Below are 725 nucleotides of genomic sequence, written 5' to 3'. Positions count from 1 at the left end.
CAAAGCACTACAGCGAGATTCACTTCTATACTGACTCCATCAACGATTTACCCTTGTGCGAGTACGCCGATTTCGCCTATTTGGTGAATCCCTGTCCGCAACTTAAGCAACATGCCCATCGCCCAAACTGGACGGTACTGCATTGGGGTTAGTTGTTCGTCCTCCTTTTACTCACGAGTGTGATAGCTTGGTTGTGGTCACTGACTATCGCGCTATTTTCAAGCGAAAATGACAAACAATATATAAAATCCACTTCAATTACGCTCAATTCCGATTCATCTTTTACAGAATGACTTCCATCACACTTAATTAACGTGTGGTACAAAGTATAGTGAGTGAATTATTTTGCTATTTCGGTAAAACTCTACATCCATTAATTTTAGCTCATCAGTTAAATACTTTATGAGCAAATAAATGATCACCGAACTCACCAACGTCAATTTAATTAAAGGCAACCTTCAAGCAATAATAAAATGAAGTCTTGCTGAGCTAGCAAAATGCTATTTGAAAATAATCGAATCAGCAGCAAAGAGGCGTTTTTAACCGACATTGAAGCACGCGAAGCATTAAGCATTACGTCAATGGACGGCATCGCTTACCCACACGCAAAAAGCAAAGCGGTTATCGAGCCTGCCATCGCTGTTGGCGTAAAGCGCGAAGGCATCGAGTATGGCGACGAAGAGGGCGTCAAACCGACCGTATTCTTCATGATTGCCTCACCCGAT

At 42.2% G+C, this 725-nt stretch carries 2 pseudogenes; both read left to right on the top strand.

Annotated features, from left to right (window positions below):
• Positions 1-152, top strand: a pseudogene (locus CIK04_RS27375) (HAD-IB family hydrolase); the annotation flags it as partial.
• Between the two features lie 262 nt (positions 153-414).
• Positions 415-725, top strand: a pseudogene (locus tag CIK04_RS27370) (PTS sugar transporter subunit IIA); the annotation flags it as partial.

This window comes from Vibrio sp. 03_296 (assembly GCF_002265885.1).
Note: the sequence above shows the minus strand (reverse complement) of the source record. Positions and strands in the feature narration are given on the sequence as shown.